General features: G+C 31.4%; 19 protein-coding genes and 1 riboswitch. All 19 genes read right to left on the reverse strand.

Annotated features, from left to right (window positions below; all coding sequences use genetic code 11):
* Positions 1–13 precede the first annotated feature (13 nt).
* On the reverse strand, positions 14–1,045 hold the full coding sequence (locus ACI48Q_RS16745; protein ID WP_474920256.1) for a sugar-binding transcriptional regulator: 1,032 nt from the start codon (positions 1,043–1,045) through the stop codon (positions 14–16).
* Between the two features lie 127 nt (positions 1,046–1,172).
* Positions 1,173–2,555 carry an RNA polymerase factor sigma-54 gene (gene rpoN, locus ACI48Q_RS16750; RefSeq protein WP_474920257.1) on the reverse strand — a complete coding sequence of 461 codons (1,383 nt, stop codon included), beginning with the start codon at positions 2,553–2,555 and terminating at the stop codon, positions 1,173–1,175.
* Positions 2,556–2,803: 248 nt separating this feature from the next.
* The gene (locus tag ACI48Q_RS16755) at positions 2,804–3,550 is read right to left on the reverse strand and encodes a DUF429 domain-containing protein (RefSeq protein ID WP_474920258.1); all 747 of its coding nucleotides are present in this window, start codon (positions 3,548–3,550) and stop codon (positions 2,804–2,806) included.
* A gap of 253 nt (positions 3,551–3,803) precedes the next feature.
* Positions 3,804–4,733 carry an ABC transporter permease gene (locus ACI48Q_RS16760; protein ID WP_474920259.1) on the reverse strand — a complete coding sequence of 310 codons (930 nt, stop codon included), beginning with the start codon at positions 4,731–4,733 and terminating at the stop codon, positions 3,804–3,806.
* Positions 4,726–5,802 carry an ABC transporter permease gene (locus tag ACI48Q_RS16765; RefSeq protein ID WP_474920260.1) on the reverse strand — a complete coding sequence of 359 codons (1,077 nt, stop codon included), beginning with the start codon at positions 5,800–5,802 and terminating at the stop codon, positions 4,726–4,728. The genes ACI48Q_RS16760 and ACI48Q_RS16765 overlap by 8 nt, the downstream gene beginning before the upstream one ends.
* Complete coding sequence (locus ACI48Q_RS16770) at positions 5,795–7,333, reverse strand: ABC transporter ATP-binding protein (RefSeq protein WP_474920261.1); 1,539 nt, start codon at positions 7,331–7,333, stop codon at positions 5,795–5,797. Before ACI48Q_RS16770 ends, ACI48Q_RS16765 begins: the two co-directional genes overlap by 8 nt.
* A 246-nt stretch (positions 7,334–7,579) precedes the next feature.
* The gene (locus ACI48Q_RS16775) at positions 7,580–8,677 is read right to left on the reverse strand and encodes a BMP family lipoprotein (RefSeq protein ID WP_474920262.1); all 1,098 of its coding nucleotides are present in this window, start codon (positions 8,675–8,677) and stop codon (positions 7,580–7,582) included.
* A 427-nt stretch (positions 8,678–9,104) separates the two neighbouring features.
* Positions 9,105–10,268: a glycine/sarcosine/betaine reductase complex component C subunit alpha gene (gene grdD, locus ACI48Q_RS16780; RefSeq protein ID WP_474920263.1), complete on the reverse strand. Its 1,164-nt coding sequence runs from the start codon at positions 10,266–10,268 to the stop codon at positions 9,105–9,107.
* Between the two features lie 345 nt (positions 10,269–10,613).
* Positions 10,614–12,155, reverse strand: a complete 1,542-nt coding sequence (grdC, locus tag ACI48Q_RS16785; RefSeq protein ID WP_474920264.1) for a glycine/sarcosine/betaine reductase complex component C subunit beta — start codon at positions 12,153–12,155, stop codon at positions 10,614–10,616.
* A 209-nt stretch (positions 12,156–12,364) separates the two neighbouring features.
* Positions 12,365–13,669 (reverse strand): glycine reductase complex selenoprotein B, encoded by a 1,305-nt coding sequence (gene grdB / locus ACI48Q_RS16790; RefSeq protein ID WP_474920265.1) that lies wholly within the window; start codon positions 13,667–13,669, stop codon positions 12,365–12,367.
* 86 nt (positions 13,670–13,755) lie between these two features.
* Positions 13,756–14,223: a glycine/sarcosine/betaine reductase complex selenoprotein A gene (gene grdA, locus ACI48Q_RS16795; RefSeq protein WP_474920266.1), complete on the reverse strand. Its 468-nt coding sequence runs from the start codon at positions 14,221–14,223 to the stop codon at positions 13,756–13,758.
* Between the two features lie 57 nt (positions 14,224–14,280).
* The gene (locus tag ACI48Q_RS16800) at positions 14,281–15,567 is read right to left on the reverse strand and encodes a glycine/sarcosine/betaine reductase component B subunit (RefSeq protein WP_474920267.1); all 1,287 of its coding nucleotides are present in this window, start codon (positions 15,565–15,567) and stop codon (positions 14,281–14,283) included.
* A gap of 84 nt (positions 15,568–15,651) precedes the next feature.
* Complete coding sequence (locus ACI48Q_RS16805) at positions 15,652–15,981, reverse strand: thioredoxin family protein (protein WP_474920268.1); 330 nt, start codon at positions 15,979–15,981, stop codon at positions 15,652–15,654.
* Positions 15,982–16,063: 82 nt separating this feature from the next.
* Positions 16,064–16,990 carry a thioredoxin-disulfide reductase gene (trxB, locus tag ACI48Q_RS16810; RefSeq protein WP_474920269.1) on the reverse strand — a complete coding sequence of 309 codons (927 nt, stop codon included), beginning with the start codon at positions 16,988–16,990 and terminating at the stop codon, positions 16,064–16,066.
* A gap of 13 nt (positions 16,991–17,003) precedes the next feature.
* Complete coding sequence (locus tag ACI48Q_RS16815) at positions 17,004–17,381, reverse strand: GrdX family protein (RefSeq protein WP_474920270.1); 378 nt, start codon at positions 17,379–17,381, stop codon at positions 17,004–17,006.
* A 114-nt stretch (positions 17,382–17,495) separates the two neighbouring features.
* Positions 17,496–17,601: riboswitch (glycine riboswitch) on the reverse strand.
* Positions 17,602–17,817: 216 nt separating this feature from the next.
* A complete protein-coding gene (locus ACI48Q_RS16820; RefSeq protein ID WP_474920271.1) occupies positions 17,818–18,672 on the reverse strand; it encodes a DegV family protein in 855 nt (284 codons plus the stop codon).
* A gap of 13 nt (positions 18,673–18,685) precedes the next feature.
* A complete protein-coding gene (locus ACI48Q_RS16825; protein WP_474920272.1) occupies positions 18,686–19,153 on the reverse strand; it encodes a tRNA (cytidine(34)-2'-O)-methyltransferase in 468 nt (155 codons plus the stop codon).
* A gap of 169 nt (positions 19,154–19,322) precedes the next feature.
* The gene (locus ACI48Q_RS16830; RefSeq protein ID WP_474920273.1) at positions 19,323–20,150 is read right to left on the reverse strand and encodes a Cof-type HAD-IIB family hydrolase; all 828 of its coding nucleotides are present in this window, start codon (positions 20,148–20,150) and stop codon (positions 19,323–19,325) included.
* Between the two features lie 9 nt (positions 20,151–20,159).
* Positions 20,160–22,487, reverse strand: coding sequence for a transglutaminase-like domain-containing protein (locus tag ACI48Q_RS16835; protein WP_474920274.1), 2,328 nt, complete (start codon positions 22,485–22,487; stop codon positions 20,160–20,162).
* Positions 22,488–22,494 lie beyond the last annotated feature (7 nt).

The raw sequence follows: 22,494 nt of genomic DNA on the forward strand, positions 1-22,494 counted from the left end.
TATTATTCTAACCTTAAACATTGTTTAACATATTAATGATTGCCTTAGCTGTAGATTCATCCGTAATCAATATTCCATTATGTTTATTCTTTTCTACTGCTATAATTGCTTCATATTTTTCAACACCAGCTGCTATGGCTATCATATTTTCTATTTTGTGAACCTTTTCTTCTTGTATACCTATAGATGGCATTGAATATATTATATTTCCATCTACATCAAAGTAATGTCCATAAGCTTCTCCTACTCCACCTTTTTGCTCAATGTTCTCTTTTATATACTGTGGCAAATTTCTTTTATCACACATGACTTTTGCATTTCCAATACCATGTATTAATATATAAGAATTCTCTATGCAACAGAATATATTTTTTATTGTTTCTTCTTCTAAAAGAGCTGCAAAGGAATTATGACTTAAATTATCTGGTACATGTAACAAGTCATAAGTAGCATCAAGCTTATTAGCCAAAATCTCAACTAAGGTATTTGATTGCACCTCAGTCTCTTTTCCCATTCCGCCTCTTCCAGGAAAAACTTTTATATTCTTGAATTTTGAAACCTTTGGGAAATTATCTACAACCTCTTTAACAGTATGTCCTCCTGTTATAGATATTATGATATTATCCTTAAGTATTTCTTTTATGTAATTAGCCGCTGCTTTTCCTAATTCATTAAATAATGTTATATCAGTATCAACATCTCCTGGAATTATTATAGCTTCCTTAATATTAAGTGCACTTTTCAATTCATGTTCTAAATCGCTTATTCCCATAAGTTCTCTAATTAAGTGCTTAAGTCCATCTAATATTTCATCTCCATCTTTTGTTATTGCCATACCTATGGAATTTACATCAATAAATCTTTGCTCTTTTAAGAAATTAGTTTCACTTCTTACAACTCTTTCACTTATATTAACTTTTTCTGACAATAGTCTTCTTCCAATAGGCTGGTTATATTTTATATTACGTAATATATTATATCTAACACTTAAAATCTCTAAGAGCTCCGGTATAATCTTCTGTTGTAATTTTAATAAATCCTCCATACATTACCTCGCTGGACCTTTTCTGTCCCTGTGGCTATTTTTGTTCCCTACTAAGATTGTATTCTAAAATCTTCATTTTGTGAAGTCCTTTTTTAAATTTTCTTAAAATTTATAAAAATTAGACCCCTTATAATCTTTTCCTTTGAGTTGATGGCTTTATTCTCATTTCTTCTCTATATTTAGCTACTGTTCTACGAGATATATCTATATTTTTTTCATTTAGCACATTACATATACTTGCATCTGATAGTGGTTTTTTCTTATTTTCATTAGCAATTATATCTTTTATCATAGATTTTACATTAAGTGTAGAAAGTTCTTCATTAGTAGAATTTATATAATTAGTAAATAAATCTTTTATTCTTTTAATTTCCCCCGTATTCAATGCAATATATTTATCTCTTATAGCTCTACTTATGGTAGATTCATGCATATCTAGAGCACTGGCAATAATCTTTATAGTCATAGGTTTTAAATAATTATCTCCTAAATCTAAATATTCCTTTTGTATTTTAATTATTTCTTCAATCACATTATATAATGTGTTTTTTCTACTCTGTATACTTTTAATTAGAAACATAGCGCTATTAATTTTTTCTTTTACATAATTTACAGTGTTCTCATCCTTGCTATTGTTTATAACATTTTTATATAAATTATTAATAGTTAACCTTGGAATTAAAGTATCATTCATTATTATTACATACTCGTCATCAATTTTCTTTATATATGCATCTGGGGTAACATAGCTTATTTCTTCTCCTGTAAAAAATCCCCTTGTAGGTTTTGGTTCAAGTTTTTTAATCATATCTTCATATTGCTGAACTTCTTTAGGAGTTATGTTAAGCTCTTTAGATATATTATTATATTTCCCTTTAGATAATAAATCTAAATGCTCTGTTATTAATCTTTCTAAAACTTCATCAAGAATTCCCTTCCTATGCAGTTGAAGTATTAGACACTCGCTTATACTTCTCGCTCCAATACCACTAGGTTCTAACCCCTGAACTATTTGTAAACAGTATTCCCCTAACTCCTTAGAAATATTTAATTCATTCATTAAATCTTCTATAACGTTTTCATATAGATATCCTCTATTGTCTATGCTCTCTACTATATATTCACATATTAGATATGTGTTATCCCTTATATCACTTTCTATTAATTGCTCTTTTAAGTAATCTTTAATTGTTGACTTGCTACTTATAAAGTTAAATGGAGATAAGTTCTCCTTTTCCTCATCTTGAAAGTATGAATTACTACTGTAACTATCAAATTCTAAATACTTAATTAAATCTTTATATTCTTTAAGTTCATTTTTTTCCTTCTGTTGCCCCATTTCCTCCCTTGAATTATCTACCTCTAACACCACATTTTCTTGTAATTCTTTATCTATATGTTGAAGCAATTCATAAGAGGACATTTGAAGTAACTTTATAGATTGTTGCATTTGCAAAGTCATTACTAATTTTTGTTCTTGAGATAATCTTAATTGAAAATCTAAATTCATATCATCCCCTCCATACTCATTTATTATAACATATCGCTTTATCTTTATAAGATTAATTTGTGAAAGTTGTTCTTCTCATTCATATTAAAATAAATTAAATAGAAAATTTCTTGTATTATGAAATTTCTTTGACTTATATATATTTATACTGTTCTTTAATAAGCATACTTATGTATCTAGTTAATTGATTAGTTAAATTTAAAAAGCAGTCATAAATATATATTTATGACTGCTTTTTATAAAATTATTCATTCTGATAATAGCCTACTATAATCCAAATCATCATATTTTCCTATGCTTATTTCCATCTTAAGACCTTTACTATCATATTGTGGCTCACTTGGTATAATATAAAATCCATTTTTCAATCCAAGGTAACCACTAAGAGCTAAGCAAATACCATCTAATACGTTATGTGCCTTCACATCTTTTCTTCTAAAGTTTTCAATAGCATGATCTAATATATCTGTTACATTAGGATATATTTGTTCTAAAATTGCTTTTCTTTCTTTATATCCTGCTAAAACAACTTTATTATATCTCATAGGTTTATGTCCTAGCATAGCAAAGGTTAATTCAGTATTACATTCTTTAAATCTACTTCTATATCCATGATTTTCAACTAAAAATTCATTAATGCAAATAATTTCTTTTGCAATATCCCAAATTTTTGATGGTAACTGCTTACCAGTAATTTTTCTATTAATCCTATTAGCTTCTCCAAAATTCTCTGCATATAAAGTTTCTCTACATGGTGTTGGTGGTAATTTTACCATGTTAACAGCTGAAAATATCTTTCTTGCCCCCAAATCGCATCGTCTTTCTTCTTTATCGTCCATTAATCCAATTGGAATGTTTGTTAAAAATAACTCACTATCTCCGTATTGATTTATTATTTCTTCTATGCTACTTAAAATATTAATTTCCCATATATCATTTTCTATGCAAACGCATAACCAACCTGCATCACAAATCTCTATACCTGTTACCTTCACTTTATACCACCCCATACTATATGAATATTTATAATATTCTAAGTTATGACTTAATAATAACACATTTTCAGAACATTGATAAACTAAAAACTTCTTATTATTAATTTTAACATATTATTTAATATATTAAAATAAGAAATAGGGTTAAATATACTACATTTGTATATATTTATTGTATTCATATATAGATATATAGTTTAAATAGTATTTTCTAATATATTTAGGCATAAAAAAAGAGAGATTTCTCTCTCTTTTATCTAGATCCTTTTTCATAAGAAACACCATTTGCTGCCGGTGCACTAGTTTTACCAACAAAACCTGTAAGGGCAAGCATTGTTAACACATAAGGTATTACTGTAAATACCTCTGATGGCAATGCCCATCCAAAGCCTTGTGCTACAATTTGGAATGACTCTCCAAGTGCAAATAATAAACATGCTCCTAAAGATCCTATCGGCGTCCAGTTACCAAATATCATAGCTGCAAGTGCTATAAATCCACGACCTGCAACCATTCCTTCTCTATATACAGGTGTAATCCCTATAGATAATGCAGCTCCACCAAGACCTGCTAAAACTCCTGATAACACCACACACATATATCTAATTTTATAAACGTTTATCCCAAGTGTATCTGCTGCCTTAGGATGCTCTCCTACAGCTCTAATTCTAAGACCCATAGATGTTTTATACATAACATAATGTGTTACAAACACTAGTACTATAGCTAGAATTACAAACCAGTTTAATCCAGCTAAGAAGCTGCCTAATACAGGTATGTTTTTAATAAACTGCGGTAAGTTATATGGAAGAGCTTTAACTATATCAGTTTGTCCTCCAGTATTAAATAGTGTAAATATTAGAAAACTAGACAGTGCTGTAGCAAAAAGATTAATAGCTGTACCTGAAATTACTTGATCAGCTTTAAGATTAATACTTAACACTGCATGAACTAAAGCTAATACTCCACCTGCTATCATTGCAAATACTATTCCTATAAATGGACTTCCTGAAACATGAGTACCATAAACAGCAAAGAAAGCACCTATGGTCATCATACCTTCAAGTCCTATATTAACTACACCTGATCTCTCAGAAAATACTCCTCCTAGTGCTGCAAATATTAGAGGCGTAGCTATTCTTAACGTAGCAGTTAATAATGAAATCAAGTTAAAATTATCCATTCATTACCGCCCCCTTCTTTTTCTTATCACTGAAATATTTCATAATATAGTCAGTAGCTACAAATATAATAATTATAGATTGAATTAAAAATACTATTTCTTTTGGTATTCCACTAATTTGAAGTGTTCTGGCACTACTGTTTAAGGCACCAAATAACACTGCTGATGCAATACATGCAATTGGATTTTTTTTAGCAAGTAGTGCAACAGCTATACCATCAAATCCATAACTTGGTACAACCATAAAATCTTGTATCATAAGCGTTACTCCTGCTACGTGAACAGCACCACCAAGTCCTGCTATAGCTCCAGATAAAAGCATAGCTAGAACAGCATTTTTAGCTATATTAATACCACCATATTCAGCACCATGAGGATTAAGTCCAACAGCTCTTATTTCATATCCGACTGTAGTTTTCCACAATAAGAATCCTATGAATATAGCAACTACTATCCCTATAAATATACTAGTATTAGCTGCACTTCCCTGCATAAATCTGGTAAACATAGCACTTTTTTCTATGATTGGAGTAGCGGCTTTTCCCTGCACTCCAAAAGAAGTTCTCAGAATAATATAGTTTGCTAAAGCTAAAGATATATAGTTCATCATTATAGTATTTATAACTTCACTAGTTCCAAACTTAGCCTTAAGAAACCCTGGTACTGCTCCCCACATTCCTCCTGCTATTATACCACTTATAACGATTAATGGTATATGAACTATAGGACTTAGTCCTGGTATTGTTCCAACTATTGCAGCAGCAATCATTCCAAGAACAAATTGTCCCGCAACTCCAATATTAAATAGTCCACATCTAAATGCTATTGCATTAGCAACTCCTGTGAAGATAAGTGGAGTAACTTCTGCTAATGTATTCATGACATTTCTTGGAGTTCCAAAACTACCTTTCCATATCGTGCCTACCAAATCTTTTAATGCACTAAAATATTGAGTTATTGGATAATTTTTTGCCCACATAACAAAGAATACAGACACAAATAGTGATATAATAATTGCTACTATAGGAAAGAGCAAAGCTTTTGCAATTTCTTTAGCTTTATTATTCATTCTTCACAACTCCTTCCTTTTTATTAAGGCTACCACCAGCCATAAGTATACCTAATTTCTGTTCATCAGCATTACTTCTATCTAATATATCTACTATTTCACCATCATACATAACTGCAATTTTGTCTGATAATGCTAGTATTTCATCTAGTTCAAGAGAAACTAAAAGCACAGCTTTACCTTTGTCTCTCTCTTCAACTAGTCTTTTATGAATATATTCTATAGCTCCAACATCTATTCCTCTTGTTGGTTGAGCTGCTATCAATAAATCTGGATTCTTTGATATCTCCCTTGCAGCTATAAGTTTTTGTTGATTTCCCCCAGATAGTGCTGAAGACTTAACCTCACTATTAGGTGTTCTTACATCGAATTCTTTAATAAGTTTATCACAATGTTTTTTTATAGTTCCATAGTTCATAATAAATCCTTTACTAAAGGATTTACTTCTATGAGATCCCAATACAGAATTTTCTATTAAGGAGTAATTAAGTATTAGTCCTCTTTTTTGTCTATCTTCCGGAATATGTCCAACACCTAAATCCATAATTTCCCTAGTAGATTTAGCATATATGTCCTTGTTCTTTAGTTTTATACTTCCATTAGTTGGTTTTCTAAGTCCAGTTAACACTTCTAGAAATTCCGTTTGTCCATTTCCATCAACTCCAGCTATTCCTAAAATCTCTCCTGCTCTAACAGAAAGACTTACATCTTTTACTGCTGGCAATCCTCTTTGATCGTTAGCTGATAATTTATTAATCTCCAAAACTACTTCTCCAACTTGTGCACTTTCCTTATCAACTACTAGATTAACTTTTCTTCCAACCATTAACTCAGCTAATTCATCAATATCTGTATCCACAGTATTAACTATTCCTGTAACTTTACCTCTTCTAATTATTGTAACTCTATCGCTCATACTCATTACCTCTTTAAGCTTATGAGTAATAAGTATTACAGATTTACCCTCTTTTTTCAGATTTTCTATTATTTTCCCTAATTCTTCAATTTCTTGCGGTGTTAATACTGCAGTAGGTTCATCCAGTATTAATATTTTAGCTCCCCTATATAAGGCCTTTAAAATCTCAACTTTTTGTTGCTGTCCAACAGATATATCTTCTATAACCGCATTAGGGTCTATAGCAAAGCCATATCTATCTGAAATTTCTTTTACATTTTCAATAGCTTTCTTCATATCAATAGCTACGCCTTTTTTGGGTTCACATCCCAAAATTATATTTTCCGCAACTGTAAAATTATGAATTAACATGAAATGTTGGTGAACCATGCCAATTCCCAATTGTATTGCATGATTAGGGTTTGTGATTTTAACCAAGTTACCGTTTACATAAATATCACCCTTTTCCTGCTGATAAAGACCATACAGGATATTCATCAAGGTAGTTTTTCCCGCACCATTTTCTCCTAATAATACATGAGTTTCGCCTTCTAAAAGTTCAAAATTTACATCATCATTAGCCACGGTGCCTGGGAAAACTTTGGTTATACCCTTCATTTCAATTACCTTTTTCATTTCCCTTCCTCCTTAAAAAATGCCTAAACTTCCCAAAATTACAATAAAATTTAAAATTCAATTTAACTTTACATTGTGCTACATTATTTTTTTAGCCTACAGATTTACATTATATCATAAAATATATATATTGTATTTATTTTTATAGATTTTATATTAACTTTTTATATTATTTTTTAAATAAAAAAGGCTAGATATATAACCTAGCCTTATTATAACGTTTATTAATTTTTAGGTAAAGATTTATTATTTAAAATCTATAACACCTTGTCTATCAGCTGGAACTTTTATTTCTCCGCTCTTAATTTTTCCTTGATACTCTTCAGCAACTGTTACTACTGCTTCTGGAGTGTTATCTTTAGTAGTTTCAGCCATACCTATTCCCTCTTCAGCAATTCCAAGTTCTTTATGTCCTGCTTTGAATGAACCTCCAACTACATCTTTAGTTGCTTCGTATGTTCCCATATCAACTCTTTTAATCATTGAGGAAAGTATAACCTCTTTGTACTCTGGAACTGATACCGCTTGATCCATATCAACTCCAATAGCCCAAACTTCCTTACCTGCATCTTTTAATTCTTTTGTAGCTTTGAACATTCCTATTCCTACTCCACCAGCAGCATGATATATTACATCACAACCACCTTCATAAAGGGATTTAGCTAACTCATAACCTTTATTAACATCTCCAAAAGAATCAGCATATTTTACAGTTGTTCCTGGAGTCTTACCATTTGGACTAATTAATCCTTTAGCAGCTTCAGGGTTAACAGCTTTTACTCCTGCTGCAAATCCTGCTTCAAATTTATTAATTGTATCAAAGTCTTTTCCACCAATAAAACCTATTTTATTAGTCTTAGTCATTTTTCCAGCTATAACTCCCATTAAGAAAGAACCTTCTTCTTCTTTAAATGTAATAGACATTACATTTGGCTCTTCTACTACTGAGTCTATTATAGCAAGTTTTGCATCTGGATTATTTTTAGCTACATTAGCTGTAGCTTCAGCCATTTGGAAACCTATAGCAAATGTTAAATCTGAACCAGAATCAATCAAAGATTGTAAGTTTGGTTCATAATCTTCTTTCTTTTGAGACTCGATTGGTGTATATTTAACGCCAAATTCATCTACTGCTTTTTTTACTCCAGTATCTGCAGATTGGTTAAATGATTTATCATTTAAACCACCCTCATCTGTAGAAAGTCCTATAATATATTGTTTGTCTGGCTTCTTATCTCCGCCATCGCTTGAAGCAGCTCCACCATCTTTAGAACCACAACCTACTAATAATGAAGCTGTCATAGCCACTGTTGCAAGCATTGCAACTAATCTTTTCATTTTCATAGTTTTTTACCTCCCAAAACTAAAAATCTTTTAGACATAAATTAATTTCTACATAGATTCAAAAATTCCTCTTATTATGTACAATTATTATTATGCTTTATGATTAATTTTATTCCACAATATTTTTTCAAAAATTTTCTCTCTATTTGCCTAAAATTCGACATATTGTGTAGCATAATAGTTCAATGCATAATTAAGGCAGCAGCATTAGTATAGCATAGAAAAATCTTCAAATCAAATAAATATTTCTAATATTTAAACAAATTTTTAACTTTTAATTACTAATAATGTAATAAGATTTTTTTTAAATCTTGTTATATAAAATCTCAATATCACTAATTTTTCGACAGCAAAACCAAAAATTTAATTTTTAAATATATAAAATAAAATTGACTGATACGCATATCAATCAATTTTATTTATATACCTACCCTAAAAATTCTGCTTTCTTAAGAATTTCTTCTGCCTTAATACCATCTTCTTCAGCAACTAATACTATAGGTCCTGTACATCCCATTCCACTTTCAGAGTATATATTTTCTTTCCATAATGCTTTGCAAGCATTCTCTAATTCCAAAATATCAATTCCAGCAATTGAGTACGTAACTACTTTTTTAGCTGGCATTTTCACTTCTACTGAATCTTCTGATTTATTAGCCTTTTTAAGAGTCTTTTCAATAGCTTCTTTTAATCCTGCATCATTAGCAGCTTTAAACTCATCTCTTGCTATATCCAAAACTTTATTTTCAGCACAAATAGCACAATATTTTAATGCTTCAGCTATAAGTGGAGCTCCAGATGCCCTTGATACTATATTTACAAGTTTATCATAGTCTTCACCGATACCCGGTCCATATCCTGCACCTACAGTTTCATAGCTTCCACCTGTTGTAAACGAAGAAAACATTTTAATAAGAAGATTTCCTGTTAAGGAATCACAAACCATAACATCTGGAGTTCCAGCTAATAAATCATTTCCTCTCATTACAGCACCACCATCGGCTCTTAATGATTCGGTAAATGAAAATTTATATCCATTTTGTTGAATCTCTTTTAAAATTCTCTCAACTTGTCTTGCACCATCTATGTTTAAAATTCCAACCTTAGGATCTTTAATTCCATTAGCTTTTGCTACAGATATACCAGAAATAGCGTTCATCACCATTCCTTCTACCCTATTTGTGGAAGTAGTTCCTGTAGTTGTTGCTATTATCATTTCTCTTCCTTTTCCTGGAGTTACAACTTTTCCTACTGTAGATACTCCAATAGGGAAATCAAAATGCTGAGTTACACAACCTTGAATCTCTCCACTTTCAAGCATTGATGTCATTTTTTTATGACCTTCCTCTGCTGTTTCTACCTCTACTACTTCAAACTCACTGTCTATTTTTGATCCTATTAAAACTATATCGAAATCACCATACTTAGCTTTTGCAAGCTCAGCAGCGCTTATCATTTCTTCAATGCCGTGCTCAGAGCCTAATATAGTTAAACCTATTTTAACTTTTTTCTTAAATTGTCCGCTTTTAATTCCATTAGCTATATCACTAAATACTTCAGCAATCATGGCTTTAGTAGCATTTCCACTCATCATTACACCCCTTTTCATAATTTAAATAAAGTGTGAAACACTTTATTTAAGGTAAAGGTGCCGTAGGCATAGGTAAATACTCACTGCGTTCGTGGTAAGGCGTCACTTTGTGACAGGTAAGGAGCAACCGAAGGTTGCAGGAAAGGTGAAAAACCAGCAAAGCTGATTTTGAATTTTAAATCGACAAAGTCGAAATATAACTGCTTTTGCATATGCAAAAGCTACCTTCACCTGTGAACTTTGCGAACTCCTTACCTGTGCAAAAGGCACTCCTTCCCTGCGAACAAAGTGAGCCTCTTACCTGCAACCTACGGTTGCCCTTACCTAAATAAATTACTTCATAATTTATTTATTTTGTGAAGCAACCAAGAAGTTAGCAAAATCTTTCATTGCATCTGCAACCATTGATTTAACTTCATCTTTGCTTACCCCTGAACCACTGTCAACATTTCCACTATTCTTTTCAACTAATATAGAAACACCATCAAATAGGTTTGTCATTCTTCCTAAGAATAAACTTCCTTTTCCTACTATCATAAAGTTATCTAATCTTCCGCTCTTAATGTGTTCAATACCATGACCTACTATAGGCACTCCTGATGGTATGTGTCCTTGTGTAGGTGCAAATCCTGGGTAACCATGCTGTTTAATAAAGTTAGGTAATTCTTTCTTATCTAATTGCCCTTTTTTAACAGCTAGTGCTCCTATCATTTTATAGTTTTGAGTAGGAACATCCCCTGCTCCTGCTGGTTCAGTGATATCTGGTGTTTGCATTTCTGGAGCATATTTATTTACGTCTGTAACCTTTAATCCATTTCTAGCAAGAGGATCTAATACAAGCGCTTCTAAAACAGCTTGTGGTGATGCACCATGTCCAATAGTATGTCTACCTATTACATCAGTTCTTAAAATAGGGCTCACTCCATCATTTTGAGATACAAGTATAGAAAATCCACCTAAACAATCTTCAAGTACTGGCATTTCTTTCTTAACATGGTCTCTACCATTCATTCCGAGTTTAGCTGTAGCTCCACCTGCTATAACTAACACATTTTTATATATTCCACTTTGAACTAATGATGCTGCAGTGACTAATGAATGTGCTGGCCCCGCACAGAAGCCTCTCATATCAGCACCTGTAGCTCCAGTTAATCCAACAACTTCCCCTATTGCTTTAGCGATGTTTCCGCCACCTCTTTGGTTCATATCACCTATAGCTTCTTCTGAACATTCAATTATATATTCAATTTCATTTATCGGTATATCTAGGCCATCTACAAGATGCATTCCTGCTAAAACACCAGATGCTTTTACAGCTAAGTTTTCAAGCATGTAGTGAGCTGAAAGGTTTGGGTCTATTTCGTGTGCTCTTCTAACACATCCAACAAGTTTATCCCCTTCATATAGTCCTTCTGCACCAATTTCTCTTACTAATTTTTCTATCTTTTCTAAATCATCTCCCACTATTTTTTCTGCCTTATCCTTTATAAGTGGGTGTTTAGCTAATTTCTCTTTAACAACTTCTGCAAATGATGTTTCTAGTAACACTAAATCAAATACATCTGATATTTTCATTAGTCCATAAAATTCATCTTGTGGCATAACTTCGCCAAATTTACCGAATCTATTTGCATTGCAAGCATTTTTACCAAACCATGGTCTTGGTATTTCTGCTAATTCCTCTGGAGTAACATTTCCAATGTAAGCTTGATTTGGAGCATAAGCTACTACCTCTTCAAATGGTCTTAAATGATTTCTTAAAGCTTTTAAATACTCTGAATTTGGGTTTGTTATTCTCTCTGATGTCTGTGTAGTTCCATTATGTATTACCATATCTGGAGTATTTACTAAAATATAAGATGCCTTCTTAATAACTGGAAAATTCATTATGATCCAACCTCCTTATTAATGTGCTTTTTGCTCTTGAAAATTATGTTGTTAATAATTTTTTTCAAGAAAGGTCTATATTAAAATAAACCCTATTTTTGCACACCCCATAATAAATAATTTTTTATAATTATTCATTATGCAATATGCACTAGAATATTATCAAATAATTAGGGAACTATTATGTCCCCTAATTATTCATTTAATTATTACTCAAAAACCTTTTGGCCTTCAACTTCTGTTTCAAGAGCCAATAATGCTTTTTCAACTAATTTTCTTCTTAATGCATACTCATCTTCCTTGGTTAATGCAGGGTTTCCAAGTGGGTGAGGAATTGCCACAGTTGGTATTATTCTATTAGCACCAACTGTTACTGAAACTGGAGTTATTGTACACATGTGTACTACAGGTAATCCAGCTCTTTCTATTTCTTTAACTAGCGTTGCACCGCAACGTGTACAAGTTCCTCACGTAGAGGTTAGTATAACTGCATCTACTCCATCAGCAATTAACTCTTTAGCTGAAAATTCACCATATTTTTTAGATGAAGCAACAGCTGTTCCATTACCTACTGTTGAATAGAAGTATCTGTGCAATTTACCTATTTTACCTTCTTTTTCTAAGCTTCTTAATACGTCTACAGGAATAACTCTATCTGGATCTTCATTCGCATATACAGGGTCATGACCACCGTGTGCTGTTTCGAAGTTTTCAGAAGTTAAATCATCTATTCCTTCTATATCATATTTACCAATCTTAGAAGCTGAAGAAGATTCAATATGATCTGGGTTTCCTTTTGGAACTATACCACCAGAGGTAACTATAGCTATTGTAGCTTTAGTTATATCTTTAATTGGAGTATTTGGCTCTACTCTGTCAAAATTAGGCATTTTGAATTCTGTTACAAATTCTTCTCCCTTTAGCTTTTTAACAAGCATATCAACGGCTCTCTTAGAACCTCTTTCTGTAGCAAAGTAATTCTTTCTTATTCCTCTTTCGATATAGTTTTCTTCTACTGGGCTTCCTATTTCTTCATCTTTAGCTAGCTTTAATGCAAGTTTAGCCATCTTAGGAAGTGCATCTCTCATACCTACTGCACTGTTTCTTGTAGATACTATATATAATTCTTTTTTATACATATCTGCACCTGGGTTCTCAATATACATAGCTGATAATACTGGAATATTTAATTCTTCTTTAACTACCTTACATATCTCACCACATGCTACTCCATATCTACCTGCATTAAATGCTGGCCCAGCTATAAATAAATCAGGATTATATTTTTTCACCATCTCTAGTATTTCTTTTTCTGCTTCTTTAGTATTCTCAGCAAAGTATGAATCTCCACATATTACAGTGGCAACTATCTCCACACCTTCTTTTTTTAGTAATCCATTAAGTCCCATACCTGGACCAACAAAACCCTCACGAACCTCTGGTTTTATATCCGCTTTATCTTCTCCACCTATTCCTGCATAGAATTGGTTTATATAGTGAACTATTTTTAACATGGATTTTCCCCCTTTCATGGGAATTGACCTTAAGTAAAGTCTTATTCCTTTTACTTTAGAACAAATATTTTGTATTTATATTGAATTTAAACATATTTACAATATTGGTCTCTAACAGATTTTACTTCATTTGTGATTTCTTCAACTTCAAGAACCATTTCCATCATTCCACATTGTTCATCATAAACTGCTTCATCACATTCATCTTTAATTTCTGGCTCAACAACATGATAAACTCTCAATCCTAATTCAACTCCTGCTAAAGGACCTGCGAAAGTTGGGTCTCCAGCTGTAACTGTTTCAGCAGACAATCCTGATGCTTCTGCTTCTGCTCCGCCGATAACTACTACCATGTTTTCTGCACCATATTTTTCTGTTAAATCTTTAACTCTTTGTTGGATCTCCAGATCCATTGCACCTGCAGCAGTTCAGACAAAGCATTCTGTTGATGCAAAAACTACTTCTGCTCCTGCTGATTTTAGACAAGCTTCTATAGCTGGTCCTGGTATTCCATCTCTATCACCTATGCATATAGCCTTTTTTCCTTGTAACATTTCTCTCTCTCCTTTGAAATTCATAAATATTTTTGTTCTGTCAATTGTGTTCTGTGATTAATAACCTTTTGCTGTTAAATAGTTAAATCCTACCTCACTAGTAGCTCCAGTTATAACTTGTATTTCAGCTTCTATGCTTCCATCTTCTCTTAAGCTTCCAACGTGTCCACCAGCTATTATATCCGCAGCTTCTATATGTCCAATAACTCTCTTCATTGGGGATAAAACTATAACCTGGTTAGCATTTCCACCAGTTACTACTGCATCGCCTTTTGGTGTTGAATCTGCTAATGATTGTGACATGCCATCTTGCCCAGCATACTCATCAGTTAATAGCACAGTTTTTATTCCCTTATCAGTTACTTTATTGCAATTCATAACTAAATCGGCATCTGGGTTTCCAAATCCTTCTTCAGAAATTATAGCTGCATCTGCTCCTAAAAATTCTACTAATTTAGCAACCATGCTTGAAGATCTTTCCTTATCAGCAAGGTATACGTTCTCATTAGTGATTACACAACCAATAAAGTTTATGTCTTTACCATGTCTTTCATATAAATCTTCTATAATAGGATGATTCATATGGACATATGATGGATTCTTATCACAAGCAGACACACAATTTCCACTTACTATTGCGCCATCAAATACTTCTGTTGGATATATTATTGTAGGTACTATTTTCTTAGCATCTACTCCATATACATAAGTGTCATGCAATAATCCTTGGGTTTGAAGCATATAAACATATACTACTTTTGGTAACTCTGGATATTGAGCTACTTGTTGTAATAATGGCAATGTTTCGAAAATTTTAACTTCATCTGGTTCAACATTTTTCCCAGCTTTTCCAAGGTAAACAGCAGTTTTAAAGCCTACCATTCTAACTGCTTCTTCATGATCATGTTGAAGTATGCCTTCTTTTGGTTCACAAATAACTACTAAATTATTTGTTTTTGAGAATGGTGTATATTTAGCACCCTCTCCACACATATCCACAATTCCCTCTTGAAAACCTACGATTTTTCCAGTTGTAACTACAGCAGCACCCTTTAAAACATGAGTTCTTCCTGAACCTACTGTATCTACTTTACTTATAAAACCTGGGAATATTCCTCCATCCCCTTCTACTTTTACCCTTGGTTCAATTACGTCTTTAACAGGGATTATTCTTACTTCCTCACCTGGTCTTGCTATATCAAAGTTGATACTAGCTATTTTTTCATCTCCGGATACCTCTTTTAATAATTCCTCTTTATTTACATAAAGGACTCCATTCTCAACTTTTGTTTCTGGTCCAAATTGAAGATCTTTTATTAATATATTTCCAATCTCTAGACGCAAAACATTCACCTCCTAAAATAATAGGTACACTTTGGTATTTTATTTCAAGATGGGAGGCTGTACCTCCACATCTAAAAACCTTTACTAAATAGATTCGTAATATGCTTTTATAAAGTTGTCAATATCAGCTAGTGTAGTTATTTTATCTGGAGTTATTGTAGCTACACATTCTCCACCATTATATATTTTCATAGTAGGTAAGCCTAAAACTTTTTGTCCTATTGCTACTCTTCTTGCGCCTCCTATGTTTAAGCTACCAAACTTTATCTTATCTGAATATTTTTCCTCTAATCCATGAACCCCTGGCATTAATTCAATACAAATTTCACATTTATCTCCCCAAAAATCCACAAATACTGGTTTATCACTTTGAAGCACCTCAGCCTCGAAATTATCTTTGTTTAATTCTAACATTTAAATCCCTTCCCTTCATATCTTATAAGTAGTTTTATATTATTATTTCTTTTTACACTAAATTTTACACATTATTATAAAACTAGTGCAGATTCCCTTCTATATAATGCTCTGCATTAGTAGCTGCAATAGCTCCATCAGCAGCAGCTGTTATAACTTGTCTTAAAGACTTTTCCCTAACATCTCCTGCAGCAAATACTCCTTTAATATTAGTTCTCATTTCCTCATCAGTGATAATATCTCCTCTATCTGTCATATTTATTTTTCCCTTAAATAATTCAGATATTGGTAAGTACCCAACGAATACAAAGCATCCATTTACAGCTAATTCACTAATTTCACCAGTTTTAACATTTTTAAGAACTAAGCTTTCAAGTATTTCTTCACCTTTAGCTTCTTCTACTGTAGAATCCCAAACAAACTTTATTTTTGGATTCGCGAAAGCTTTCTCTTGTAAAGATTTTGCAGCTCTTAGTGCATCCCTTCTATGAACAACTGTTACTGTCTCACCAAACTTAGCTAAGTATATTGCCTCTGTAATAGCTGAGTCTCCTCCACCTATAACTGCTATATCTAAATCTGTAAAGAAGTCTGCATCACATGTAGCACAATAAGAAACTCCTCTTCCTCTTAATTCAATTTCGTTCTTAAATCCACCTAACCTTGGAGTCGCTCCTGTAGCTATAATTATAGTTTTGGCTTGATATTCTCCACCTCTACATTTAATAGTTTTAACTTCTCCTTCTAACTCCACCTCTACAACTTCATCTTTTACAAATTCTGTACCAAACTCTTCTGCTTGTTTTCTCATTCTTTGGCTTAAAGCAGTTCCTGTACACTCTTCTATTGAACCTGGATAGTTTTCAAGCTCGTCAGTAGTTGTAGCCTGACCTCCAAACTTAGCTCTTTCAATTAGTAGTGTCTTCATTCTTGATCTTGAAGCATACAATCCTGCTGATAATCCTGCAGGACCCCCTCCGATTATAATAGTATCATAAATTTGTGACATTATTCCTACCTCCTTAATTAATAGCATGATCTATTAAGTCTGAATCTATTAGTTGAAAATCTAATAATATTTTTTCACTCCAATTTGGAGTTTTAAAATCCTTTAAAAATTTTTCAGTAGTATATATACTATTTTCTATTATGTCTAATGACTTAAGGTCTGTGCCTATTATTACATCCTTAGATACACAAATGGTCCTATATGGTGTTTCATTAGGTTTTACACTTCCCATAAGTGGATGTGTTAGTAATCTGTGACCTTTATGTATATAATCCCTCACTTTTTTTATTACATCCATTTGAGGTCCTTCTATGAATTCTACTATGTACTTGCTTTCAAACTTTATCTTAGACATTGGATTATTTGTAACAATAAATAATGGCTCTACCACTTAAAAACCTCCTTAACACAACGAAAAGGACATATGACAAAACCATTGCCATACGTCCTCTGTATTTGAACCTGAGAGCTTTACTCCTTCGGTGCTTTTCGCTTTCCAGAGTTATGTCCGTTCTCGGTCCTTTTGCCTGAAAGTTTCGTGAGCTTTGGCTAAAATATCACTTGCTTCTTCGGCTATCTAACTTAATAGATTATCTCCCTTCGAACATCATCCATTTGTTATAAATTTATCTTACAATCAAAGTATACAATACTATAAATTAAAATTCCACATATTTTTTAATTTTCACTATTTGAATTGCCTATAGTAATTATAGAATTTTCAAAATATAAAATATTATTAAAAAATATTGAACTTTCCATTTGAATTTTAACGTTATAAAAAAGAGGTTTCTCCTTTAGTTTATGAGATAACCCCTTAAAAAGTTCTAATTCTTTTCTATAAAAAATATTCCACATGCATTTTTACCTGAATGAGTTCCAACCACACATCCAACTTCTGATTCTATATATTCTATATTGTTTTCTATTAAATAATTTATAATACCAGCTAAAACATCTCTATTCTCTTCATCAGATGCCGCATTTAAAACTATAGGAGTAACCTCATTACTTACTCCTTGATTGCCTATATAATCTAATAAATATCTTAATGCTTTTTTACTTCCTCTCACTTTGTCCCTTACAATCATTTCACCATTTTCTACTGCTAAATTTAGTTTAATTCCTAAAAGTCCACCTATAAATCCTTGTGTCTTGCTCAATCTCCCACCTTTTACCAGATTGTCTAAAGACTCAAAATTAAGTGTACTCTTTATTCTTGGTATAGTCTTTATTAATTCTTTAACAATTTCCTCTACGCTCATAGAATTTTTACTAACCAATTTGTGTGCTTTTAGTACTAGCATTCCTAATCCACAAGTAACATTTTGAGAATCTATTACATATATATTCTCACTATCCACCATATCTTTAGCAATGCACGCTGATTGATAAGTTCCACTCATTTTAGAAGATAAGTGCAACGAAATGATTTTGTATCCTTCGCTTATATATCTTGAATATACTTCTTCAAATCTAACAGGAGTTATCTGACTTGTTTTTGGAGACTCTTCACTTTTATCCATTTCATCAAAAAACTCACTTATTGTTATATCTTCACCATCTAAATATGTTTTATTATTTACCGTCACTTCCAGTGGTAATACCTCTATATTTAATTTTTTAATTAACTCTTTCGGCAGATCACAAGTACTATCTGTTATTATTTTTATCTTGTTCAAAATTCCACTCTCCTTACTTCATATTAGGAAATCCTAATTGCCTTAATCCTTCATATGCTATAATTGCAACTGTATTGGAGAGATTTAATGACCTTGTTGTTGTTTCAATCATAGGAACTTTAATAAGAGTATCTTTATTTTCATCTCTTATATAATCTGGTAATCCTTTTGATTCTCTTCCGAACACCAAAAAGTCCCCTTCTTTAAAATTGATTTCACTATAGGCTTTGCTACCCTTCGTAGTGCAAAAATAAAACGTATTCTCCAAATATTTTTCTCTTAGTTCTTCATAACTCTCATGAATTTCTAATTCTAATTGTGGCCAATAATCAAGTCCTGCCCTTTTAACTGCTTTTTCATCCAAACTAAATCCCATGGGTTTTATTATATGTAACTTACAATTTGTTAACACACATGTTCTACCGATATTCCCTGTGTTTTGTGGAATTTCTGGCTGAAACAATACTATATTTAAATTCACTTTATAACCTCCTAATAAATAGAACTATAAAAATATGCATAAAATTATAATACTCTAATTCTATTTTCAAGTAAAGTTTTTGTATAGTATGAATATTTTATTCTCAACCTGTTCACATGTATTTAATATCATAGGTAATCAATAATATTTCTAGATTATAATCATTCTTCTACTCACATAATATAAACTTCTCTATGACTTTTGCTACGCCATCATCCTCATTAGAAGTTGTAACATAATCTGCCTTAAGTTTAACAAAATCCTCACCATTCCCCATAGCAACTCCAAGCCCAGCAAATTCAATCATTGATAAGTCATTTTCATTATCCCCTATACATATGACTTCATCTCTAGTGAATCCATAATAATCACATAGAATTTTAACCCCTTGACCCTTTGATGTACCCTTTACCATTACTTCAAAATTATTTTCAAGAGAACTTACAACCTCAAAACCCTCTAAATTTAAAAATGCATTCTTCGCCTGCCTTATTTTATTGATATCGTCATCTATAGCTACAGCCTTAAGCAGTTCTTCCTCTTGTGAATAAAATAAATCATCCCAGTTCTCTATTTTTTCTATATGAATTCTTCTTTCCTTAGGCATTTTCTTGTTAATAGCTGAATAATATGCAGAGGAGTGCACAATTTCCCCTGCATATATTGAATTGCTTGTATAAAAGTGTGGAACGATATCAAAAGCTTTAAACATCTTTAATATCAAATTGCATCTGTCTACTCCTAGTAAACTTTTATATATTATTTTATTTATGTCTTTTTCTCTTATATAAGCTCCATTAGACGCAATTATTGGAGCCTTGAGTCCAACTAAATCTGCATAATAATTAGCTGATGTAAATATTCTACCTGTAGAAATAGCAAACTTCACATCTAATCCACTAGCTTTTTCTATAGCTTTTTTATTCCTACTGCTTATTTCCTTATTATTATTTAATAAAGTCCCATCCATATCGACGCATATTAGTTTATATTTCATTATGACCTCCTATTTCACTATTAGGTATTTATATAATATATATTTATACCATTTATCTCTATTTTTTATATACCTCTCTATAAATTTAATGTATTCTCTTTTATCTAAATTACTACCTTCAACTCCTCCATAAAATTCTTCATAATAAGAATTGACTAATACTAGTATTCGTTTTTTTAATTCATTTTCATTCATTGAATGTCCAAATTCTAAATCTCCACTGCCTGTAGGTTTTATAATCCCTATAGTTTTTAATCTTTGCAGGTAATACAAGTATAATGAAGTAGTACCTTTACTATTTATAACTTTATTTATTCTCATTATATTAATTGATTTTATGATACCTAAAATCAATAAAACTGTTATTATAACAAGAACCAATTTATTCACTTTTTTCTTCTCTACAAAATCTCCTTCTTCTTCCATTATCGGTTTATTATTTCTATTAGGAGTATTTATATTACTATCTAAATTATTTTCGTTAACATCAGGTTTATTAATCTCCTCTTCTTTTTGTTGCTCTTCAAGTTCTGTGGGCGTAGGTGAAGGATCTACCACTATCCATTGATCTCTATCTGGATTGATTAATATTTCACTCCATGCATGTGCTTCTCCATTGGTGACAACATATTTACCTGTCTCATCTTGTTTATCACTCATTTTAAAACCTTCTACGTATCTAGTAGGAATTCCTGCAATTCTACACATCATAGTGGTGGCTGAAGCAAAGTAAGTGCAATATCCTTTTTTCTCACTAAATAAGAAGTAAGTTACAAAGTCCTTACCTTCAGGCACATTTGACACATCCAAAGTATAAGGATAATTATCTGTTAAATAATTTCTTATAGCTAAAGCCTTATCATGATTTGAAAGCTCTCTCCCCTTACTTTCTTTCTCTTCATTTATTATAGACTCAACTAACTCAAATACTTTTTCATCCACAGAAGATATCTGCAAATATTTTTCATATTTGTTTAAAACCTTTTCTAACCTGCTATTAGATAGTTTAGTGTCAGCATTTTTAATATCCATAGGTAATATATAATCTTCCTCTTCAGGAATCTTGATTTTCTCACCATTTTCTATACCTTCAAAATAAGGTGCATAACTTTTATTATTATAATTACTATAGGTATAATAGTCTACTATATAAGTTTCCTTTACATAGTTATTTGATGAAAAAGTAGGTATATCTGTATAATATATATTTTCATATCCACTATTTATATTAATAGTGTTATTAGGAGTAAAAAAAGATGTGGCCTGAAGCGTATTTGAAGGATAAATTGTAAGACTCTTTTTCTTTATCTTAAAATATCTATCATCTATCCCTTCTTTATCATTTCTTAAATTCGATGTGTAAAAATTATAATCTTTACTTTTTTTCTTTAGTTCCTTTGTACTTTGTGTTGACGTCCAACATATTCCATTATAATAATCTCTAACTGTGCCTTTTAAATAGTAGCTAGCATCTGATTTAACCTTAAATACTTCCTTCTTATCTAGCTTAATGCGCCCTCCTAATCTCTTAGTACTATCGCTATATCCTGAATAAGTTAAATTGTAAGAACCTTGCTCTGCTGCTAATAGTGCATCGCCGTTTCCTGAATCTTTTTTAGCAAACCTATTTTCAAACTGCGTTATAATTCCTTCTACAGTATTTCCCTTTGCTTCTTGAGGGAGTATTTTAATTATATTTGTAATAATTACTGATATAACCACTGAGCTTATTATTATATGTTTAATGTTTATACTACTTTTCAGTTCTCTTGCCTTAACCTCATTGCTATTACTGACATGTTGATTAAGTATTATGGTTATTATACACACATATATGAACCAATTTAGATTATTTAAAACATACTTATTTAATATTAAGTACCAAAATAATAAAAATACTAGTCCATTAAATAATAATATAAAATTCTTAAATTTAATGTTAACAACAAACATAAGCCATGTTATTATCGGAATTATCATTATAAATAAATGCGTAAATTGACTATAATTTGTTTTCCTCTCATATAGCGCTGCCTGATTTATAGCTTTTATATTAACCCATAAAAAGTTAAGCTCTTCAATAATCAAATTTTGATTTTTATATATTATATATCCCCCTATAAAAATTACAAATAAAAAACATATAAATTTACGCTTTTTATTGTACAAATACTTTTTATACATTAAAAATATTGTTATAGAGAGTAAAACTAAAATTATCAAAAACATATAATTCACATTTGTTATCTGAAAGCTTTCTATGATTAATTTTAATAGTAACAATAAATTCAGTAGAACAATAGCTATGGTTAAACCATATTCTCTTTCTTTTCTCATACTTACA

The organism is Clostridium sp. LXY-7, from assembly GCF_056172015.1.